We start from the raw sequence: 6444 nt of genomic DNA, 5'->3' as shown, positions 1-6444 counted from the left end.
GCTTACACGTTGTAAAAACATGTTGTTTTGTTTAATAATAGAACCCTGAGTGCTTGCACCACTTTTTACAGTTTTATTTATAAATTTCAAATATTTTTTCAAGTTATATGCTATAGTAGACAAGTGCATAACCTTATTTGCTTGCGCTATACCTATGGTGTTTATTTTCCTGAGTCCCATAAATTGTGTGAGTGTTCCAAAAACTGGCTCTACTCTACTTTGTCGTTTACGTTTCATATAACGTCCTTGTTTAGAGTTTACTCTTGCTATGTTTCGCTCATATTCTGCTCGGTAATACGTAATAGTAAATTTCTTTTCTTGTGCAGATTTCCCTAAGCATTGACTTCTAATAGGGCAGTCTACACAGACCTTTTTAGAGGCTCTGTATTCTTTCTTCATCGTATGGTTTTTCTTTTCTATAAAGGTTTTTGTAAAGGGGATTATTTTACCTTGCGGGCACACATAATGGTCTTCTTATTATTTTGCCCATTTTTTAGTTCTACTCGCAATAGTTTGTAACGCTTTGCTTGTTGCACTAATAACTACAATATTCTATAAGTTTACGGTCACTTATTATATTCTCTAAATACCCCACCAAACAGAGTTTAAAAAACACAATAGGATCGATGCTTTTCTGTCCGCTTGTTCCATAATACTGCTCTGTCAAGCCATATAAATAGTCTAAATTTAAGCCCTCTTTTAAGCGTCTGTAAAAGTTTGTTTTACTTACACGCTCACTTAACAGAAAACTAGTGAATAGTTTTTCTTGACACTCTTTTTTACCTTGCATAACTAAAGTTAATGATTTTTAAAACTAGTTTGAGAAAACTATAGTATCTTTATAAACACAGTTGTGCAACATGCACAACGTATAAAAATAATTGCGGTTTAGTAAGTAATCCAAAGGTCGTTGCGTGTTTGTAACATCTGATTTTCCTTCGGAAAATCCTCGCATACAAACCCGCAACTATTCTTATACATAAACGTTGTGCGTCATTTAAGACAAACCCGAAAGAACAATGACAAGAATAGAATTTATTGAATTTTTAGAGGAATTTAAAACTGATTTTGAACAAAATAAAGAGAATTGGGAAAATGTAAGTATTTCTGATTTTTTAGAAAGTATGATAGCATATACAAACGACATTCAAGGATTCTATGACAATATGAAAATGGATATTAATGCTGACAATCCAACTTGGGAAAATTTTAGCCTAATATTAAAAGGTGCTTCGATTTATGAATAAGACTTATAATTTACATCTAAATGGAATCTTAATTGGAACTTCAAATTTAGAAAAAGGAGATGCACCAATGGGAGTTGTTTTAGGCAAATTAAAGTTTGCGGAATCGAATTTTGGATATGATTTTATTAAAAAGTATTGTTTAGATAAAAAATTGAACTTACTTACGATTATCCAGAAGACAAAATGATTTCTACAATGTCAATTTCGGAACTGAAAGTTACGAATGAGAACGGAATTGAAATAGTTGGAGTTGGAAATCAAATAAGTGGAATGGATAACGAAGAATATGAAATATCAGTATTTGGAATTCCATATCCATTTTATAAAGAGGAATTTCCTCATCACGTAGAGCATTATGAAAATATGTTCAAATCGGAATAAAAACGAAAATACAATAAACTTTAAGTAAAAATTATATATGGAAAGTATAAGAGCATTAAATAAATTTAAAGACAATCTTAATAACGAAGTAGAATATGGAAATGATGGAGTAGAATTTAATGGGCTAATTGAATATAATGTAAGAGGGAAAATTATAACTGAAGTCTTGGAAGTAATACTCATAATTGGAGGTTATACTCCCCGCTACCGCTAGCTTGCAGCTAGTGGCTCATTAGAGTGTTTTTTGTTTTATGGATTACCGTAAGGGTATTATTTACAAGCAACTTGTATTGGACAACGTTTTAAAAATATACATAGATACATGTATTGTATAGGTACTAATGCTGTGTGCAATTTAAGAGCTACGTCAGAAAACTAAGTTAACTAATTGAAAAGTATGTTTTACTCATTATAGTTTTTTAAACACGAAACACCTTTTTAGATTTGAAAATAAGTAAACTCATAAAATGAAAAAATATTATTTCTACATATTAACTATTTTAATTTTAACATCTTGTTCATCATTAAAGAACAAGACTTCTAACGAAAATGAAAAATTAGACATAGTTACATTTAATAAAGGTGTTACTATTTTTGAAATGGTCGATGAATTAAGTATTGATTGGGAATTACAAAGACTTGATACTTTAAAACAAAATGAAAAAGTCAAATATGGGGTTTTAAAAAACGAAAAAGAAGAAATTCTTGAATTAGCTCTTGACCAATTTAGAAAAATAATACAAGACTATCCAAATTCTGAACTTTATCATAAATCGCTTTACAATCTTGCTCATATAAGTTCTTTGTTGGACTATGAAGAAGATGAAATTAAATATCTTGAAATGATTTTAAACAGCAATGCCAACGACAAAGAAAATAGCGGTAGAAGTGGGATAATGTCCAACCCATATGCAAACTTTAAAAATGATGCAAGTAAAAGGCTAACTGAAATACATATCAATAAAGGAGAATATCAAACTGCTTTAGAATATAAAAAGCTTAATGAAAAATATCCTTTACAGCATTTTTGTGGGAATGCTTTTGCTACAGACAAAATTTATAATGCAAAACAATATGCAAAAATCTATATAGGTCTTGGAGGTAGTGAAAAAGTTTTAAGCTATTTATTACCTCATATATTTAATAACGGATTGGCAAGTAACTCAAGTTTAGTTGAGTTAACAACTAACTTTCTAAAAGAGAATTATTCTCAAGAAAAATTAAGAACAGATTTTGAGAATTCAACTAAAAACATCTATTCTAAAGTTGAAAAAAACGGAGATAATGAATGGACTAATTATTACATAAAATATTTTGATTCAGAAATTGAAATACCGAGTTGGAGTTTAAGTTTTGAAACTTATAATGAAAAAACTAAATCGGAATTAGAAAGAACAATAAAAGAATCGGAATTTTATAAAAAGTTAAACGAATAAAAAACATTAATTTATTAATACTGCTATAATTACTATTGCAAGCCCTTTGGTTCTTTACGTTTAATTTATTTAATCTAGTGAAGTGCATAAAACGTCTATAGATAATTACTTGTACTATATGTACTCTAAAAATCTTAATAATTTCTCTCTAGTTCACCTACTTTTACTAACTTTCATGCTTGAACATACAACCAACCATACATAAAAAAGAACTATAAAACATATGAAAATTAAATTAAGCCTAATCATTATATTATGTTCTTACTTTGCTTTTTCGCAAAAAGCAGAACTATATAAACCGTTAAACGAGACCTTAGCATTAAACCCTATATGTATGTCATTAGCAGACAGCTTAAACAATACGTTTATACACTCAAAAAGTTTTGATTGGACAGATAGACAAAATAATTGCGAAGACAGAGCTAATGCTGTTAGTATTTTACTTGAAAACTGGGGTGTTTCTAACGGAAAAGCATGGTGTTTTGGAGGTAAAAACGCAAAATATAAAAATGGTAAAGGCACATTAAAAGGATGGAGTTATCATGTTGCTACTTTTGTATTAGTTAAACGAAATAATCTCATCGACACGTTAATAATAGATCCTTTAACCTCTAAAAAATTATTATCAATTAATGAATGGGCTAATGAAATTTCTAGCACAAAAGGAAACTTATATTTTATAACAGATAATAAAAAGTACCAACAAAATTCAGTATCCCTAAATCCAACATGGAAATTATCTTCTGCAAATTATGACAACACTATAAAAGGCTTAACGAGATATAATAATTACAGTTCAAGGCAAAAAAGAAAAACAAAAAAGTATTATGAAAAACGAATAATAACTGTAGCAAAAGCGTTCTACGAATTATTTTTCACTCGCCCAAAATATTTAAACCAAATTAACTGCAATTAATAACAAACCTTTTTCTATATACTAATACTAGTGATAAATAAAACTCTAGAAATTAAGCAAATTACCTCATCTAAAACCTTACCAATTAGGCGCAAAGTAATGTGGACCAATAAACCTATGGACTATGTTAAACTACCTAATGATGAAAACGCAAGACATTATGGCCTATTTATTAATGGAGAAATAGCTTCTATAATCTCTTTATTTACAGAAGGAGATAGCGTACAATTTAGAAAATTTGCAACGCTAATTAAGTATCAAGGCATGGGCTATGGAACCATTTTATTAAAACATATAATAAATGTAATAGACCAGGAAGGTGTTAAAAAATTATGGTGTAATGCTCGTGTAGAAAAGTCTAAATTCTACGAGAGATTTAACTTAAAAACTACAGACCAAAGCTTTACAAAAGATGGAATTGAATATGTTATTATGGAAAACACTTTCGTTAAGAATATGGTAAATTAATTAGCTACTCTATTGTATATAGACACTAAAAATGTTATAAAGTAATACCTTTAAATCACTTTTTACTATAAGGCATCTCCGTAATAACAGGACGTTTCCCAAAATTAAAACTTAACATACCATCGCCGTTGCCTTTCCAATTCATATGGCAACTAATACACCCTTGCTCATTAAAACTTGCAGAATCTACAGGGCCATAAGGCGGTGTTTTTTGCCAAAACCAACGTACAGTTCCTTCTTTATCTTTAGCTTTATACATAATGGTAAGTTCTACTAAATCGCTAGTTTGGGGCTTTTGCCTAGGCATGGTTCTAAAATTTTCTTTTAAAACAATACTACCAACAGGCAATTCTGTAATAGTAGTGGTATTATTTAAATACGCATTTAAAGCAATATCGTTTGTATAAATTTTTATCATTTTACCATGCGGATTTTCACCAGGTGTAGCCTTACTAAACACATTCCATTTATCGTCTGGCCAAGTTTTCCAATTTTTATAAGGATTAACACGCATCACATATTTTAAAACATCTGGACCATTTGGTTCTGGTAATTTAGCTACTGGATTTTTAGCTCTCCCCATTACCCAACTAAAATTGGAATATTTAGTTGGGTTAGACGATCGTGCAAACGCATGGCAACCAATACAACTACTTGCCGTTTGGTTAAACGTTTCCATACTACTATTGGCTAAATTCTGCAATTTAGGGCTACCTACTCTAGTTTTATCTGTTGGCCATTGTACACCAATAAGCTGATAGTGCCTCCAAACAGATTTTTCTTTACTTAATAACTCTTGATATCTTGTATTTGCTTTTTGTACCCAATCTGGAATTGGATTTTGTCGTGTTACCTGCGTCATAATCTGCTCTGGGCAATCGCACTGTCTGCTATTATCTTCACAATACGGTATGGCTTTAGATTGGTCGTAAAACGATGGTGTAATCCCTGCCTTTTTAGTCGCTTCGGTTTCTACATTATCGTTCTGCTCAAAAGTCATCCACACAAAATTAGGATTAGAAGGTGTTTTGTATACAATATGCAATCCTACTAAACCCACAAGTGCTTCAGAACACGATTTTATATTCTGTTTTACAAGTTCTGGAATGCAATCATCTCGTTTTATATGTGTACTATCTGGAACATAAATAACTGCTTTAGAGGTATAATAGCGACTAATGTCATCCTTTTTAGGATCTAAAATTCTCCAAGATGCTTTAAGCTCCATACTTCCAACAGGAAAATCTATTGTACTACCCGCCTGTTTTAACGCATTATAAAACTGATTTTTTAATACATAATTAAACATCGGCTTATTCATATACACCTCATAATGTACCAAATTTGAATTTTTATCGATAAGTACACCGCCAACAGCTTGGTCGGTTTCATCTACTAACGGGCTTACCTTAGAAGTCGCCCGCAACACCTTACTATTTTCTATGTTACCACCACAAATGGTCTCGTTACCTTGAGTTGGTTTCCCCCAAGCAGTAGGTGTTTTAGCCTCTGGTAAAAAAATATCGTAAGCTTCTTTATAATTTTCCCATTGCGTTCCTGTACCTTTTTTAGTTGGTGTATTAATACTTAAAAAGGTTTGCCAAGCAAAACCAGCAGCTTCACTAGGTGAGGCTCCAAAATGTAAATCCTGCGGAAGCCCATTATTATTAACTATAACTATAGCTTTTTGCTTTAAAACAAGAGGCTTATTTTCGTTACAACTAACAATTAACAAACTCACTAAAAATAGATGTATAATAGATTTCATTATAATAGTTTTTAAGTCATTACAATATACTGTATACAATACTCTCAATTACACGTAATTATACTCGTTTTTTTAATTGCAGATACTTCAACAATTCTCCTATATTTGCAGCTATTATAACTTAATTTATGTCGTTTACACTCTTATCCTCTCCATTACAAGGCTTTACCGATTTTCGTTTTCGTAACGCATTTCATAACTATTTTGGAGGTATAGATACATTTTATT

9 protein-coding genes and 1 pseudogene are annotated in these 6444 nt (G+C 30.7%); 7 read left to right on the top strand and 3 right to left on the bottom strand.

What is annotated here, in order from left to right; all coding sequences use genetic code 11:
* The coding region (locus tag ACVC2P_RS01475) for a transposase (protein ID WP_452596711.1) at positions 1-462 on the bottom strand (462 nt) is incomplete at its 3' end.
* Positions 463-535: 73 nt separating this feature from the next.
* Positions 536-790: a transposase gene (locus ACVC2P_RS01470; RefSeq protein WP_452596710.1), complete on the bottom strand. Its 255-nt coding sequence runs from the start codon at positions 788-790 to the stop codon at positions 536-538.
* 229 nt (positions 791-1019) lie between these two features.
* Between ACVC2P_RS01470 and ACVC2P_RS01465 the strand changes: the two genes are divergently transcribed.
* The 6 genes from ACVC2P_RS01465 to ACVC2P_RS01440 all read left to right on the top strand — a co-directional run bounded on the left by ACVC2P_RS01465 (position 1020) and on the right by ACVC2P_RS01440 (position 4448).
* On the top strand, positions 1020-1247 hold the full coding sequence (locus tag ACVC2P_RS01465) for a DUF7660 family protein (protein WP_452596709.1): 228 nt from the start codon (positions 1020-1022) through the stop codon (positions 1245-1247).
* A 183-nt stretch (positions 1248-1430) separates the two neighbouring features.
* A complete protein-coding gene (locus ACVC2P_RS01460) occupies positions 1431-1628 on the top strand; it encodes a hypothetical protein (RefSeq protein WP_452596708.1) in 198 nt (65 codons plus the stop codon).
* Between the two features lie 37 nt (positions 1629-1665).
* Positions 1666-1842: a hypothetical protein gene (locus ACVC2P_RS01455; protein WP_452596707.1), complete on the top strand. Its 177-nt coding sequence runs from the start codon at positions 1666-1668 to the stop codon at positions 1840-1842.
* 253 nt (positions 1843-2095) lie between these two features.
* Positions 2096-3064: a tetratricopeptide repeat protein gene (locus tag ACVC2P_RS01450; protein ID WP_452596706.1), complete on the top strand. Its 969-nt coding sequence runs from the start codon at positions 2096-2098 to the stop codon at positions 3062-3064.
* A 223-nt stretch (positions 3065-3287) separates the two neighbouring features.
* Complete coding sequence (locus tag ACVC2P_RS01445) at positions 3288-3980, top strand: protein-glutamine glutaminase family protein (protein ID WP_452596705.1); 693 nt, start codon at positions 3288-3290, stop codon at positions 3978-3980.
* Positions 3981-4010: 30 nt separating this feature from the next.
* Positions 4011-4448, top strand: coding sequence for a GNAT family N-acetyltransferase (locus ACVC2P_RS01440; RefSeq protein WP_452596704.1), 438 nt, complete (start codon positions 4011-4013; stop codon positions 4446-4448).
* Positions 4449-4503: 55 nt separating this feature from the next.
* Here ACVC2P_RS01440 and ACVC2P_RS01435 read toward each other — a convergent pair whose 3' ends face one another.
* Positions 4504-6216 (bottom strand): cytochrome P460 family protein, encoded by a 1713-nt coding sequence (locus ACVC2P_RS01435; RefSeq protein ID WP_452596703.1) that lies wholly within the window; start codon positions 6214-6216, stop codon positions 4504-4506.
* Between the two features lie 128 nt (positions 6217-6344).
* On the opposite strand from ACVC2P_RS01435, the pseudogene ACVC2P_RS01430 reads away from it, so the two are divergent.
* Positions 6345-6444, top strand: a pseudogene (locus ACVC2P_RS01430) (tRNA-dihydrouridine synthase family protein); the annotation flags it as partial.

The sequence above is a fragment of the Pontimicrobium sp. MEBiC01747 genome, from assembly GCF_053601635.1.
Note: the sequence above shows the minus strand (reverse complement) of the source record. Positions and strands in the feature narration are given on the sequence as shown.

Coding starts and splice junctions, on each gene's coding strand:
- ACVC2P_RS01465 (WP_452596709.1), top strand. CDS start 1,020: ATGACAAGAATAGAATTTATTGAATTTTTAGAGGAATTTAAAACTGAT.
- ACVC2P_RS01470 (WP_452596710.1), bottom strand. CDS start 790: ATGCAAGGTAAAAAAGAGTGTCAAGAAAAACTATTCACTAGTTTTCTG.
- ACVC2P_RS01450 (WP_452596706.1), top strand. CDS start 2,096: ATGAAAAAATATTATTTCTACATATTAACTATTTTAATTTTAACATCT.
- ACVC2P_RS01445 (WP_452596705.1), top strand. CDS start 3,288: ATGAAAATTAAATTAAGCCTAATCATTATATTATGTTCTTACTTTGCT.
- ACVC2P_RS01435 (WP_452596703.1), bottom strand. CDS start 6,216: ATGAAATCTATTATACATCTATTTTTAGTGAGTTTGTTAATTGTTAGT.
- ACVC2P_RS01460 (WP_452596708.1), top strand. CDS start 1,431: ATGATTTCTACAATGTCAATTTCGGAACTGAAAGTTACGAATGAGAAC.
- ACVC2P_RS01455 (WP_452596707.1), top strand. CDS start 1,666: ATGGAAAGTATAAGAGCATTAAATAAATTTAAAGACAATCTTAATAAC.